The organism is Bacillus sp. SIMBA_074 (assembly GCF_046534555.1).
Taxonomy (GTDB): Bacteria; Bacillota; Bacilli; order Bacillales; family Bacillaceae_G; genus Bacillus_A; species Bacillus_A mycoides.
The window spans coordinates 1-256 of sequence record NZ_JAWRYM010000815.1; the positions used below are offsets into that span (position 1 = coordinate 1).

Sequence of the window (256 nt, forward strand, 5' to 3'; positions counted from 1 at the left end):
GGTCCCGGAGCACGTCGTATCCGACCTCGCTGACGCTCACGTACGTGACATCGGCGAGATACGCTTCGCGGCGCTCTTCGGAGGTGCTGGATTCCTCGACCGCCGACACGCATATGCCGAGCGCGGCATAGAGCGGACGCATCCACTCCGCATCCCGACGGGCCAGGTAGTCGTTGACGGAGACGACATGCACCGAGTGTCCGGCCAGCACATGTGCAGCAGCCGCGAGTGCGCCGGCCAGGGTCTTCCCCTCTCC

1 protein-coding gene is annotated in these 256 nt (G+C 66.4%); it reads right to left on the reverse strand.

The window, feature by feature from the left end; translation table 11 throughout:
- Positions 1-256 (reverse strand): DEAD/DEAH box helicase family protein (locus SB773_RS33025; RefSeq protein WP_486304324.1); only part of this gene is annotated, 256 nt, incomplete at both ends.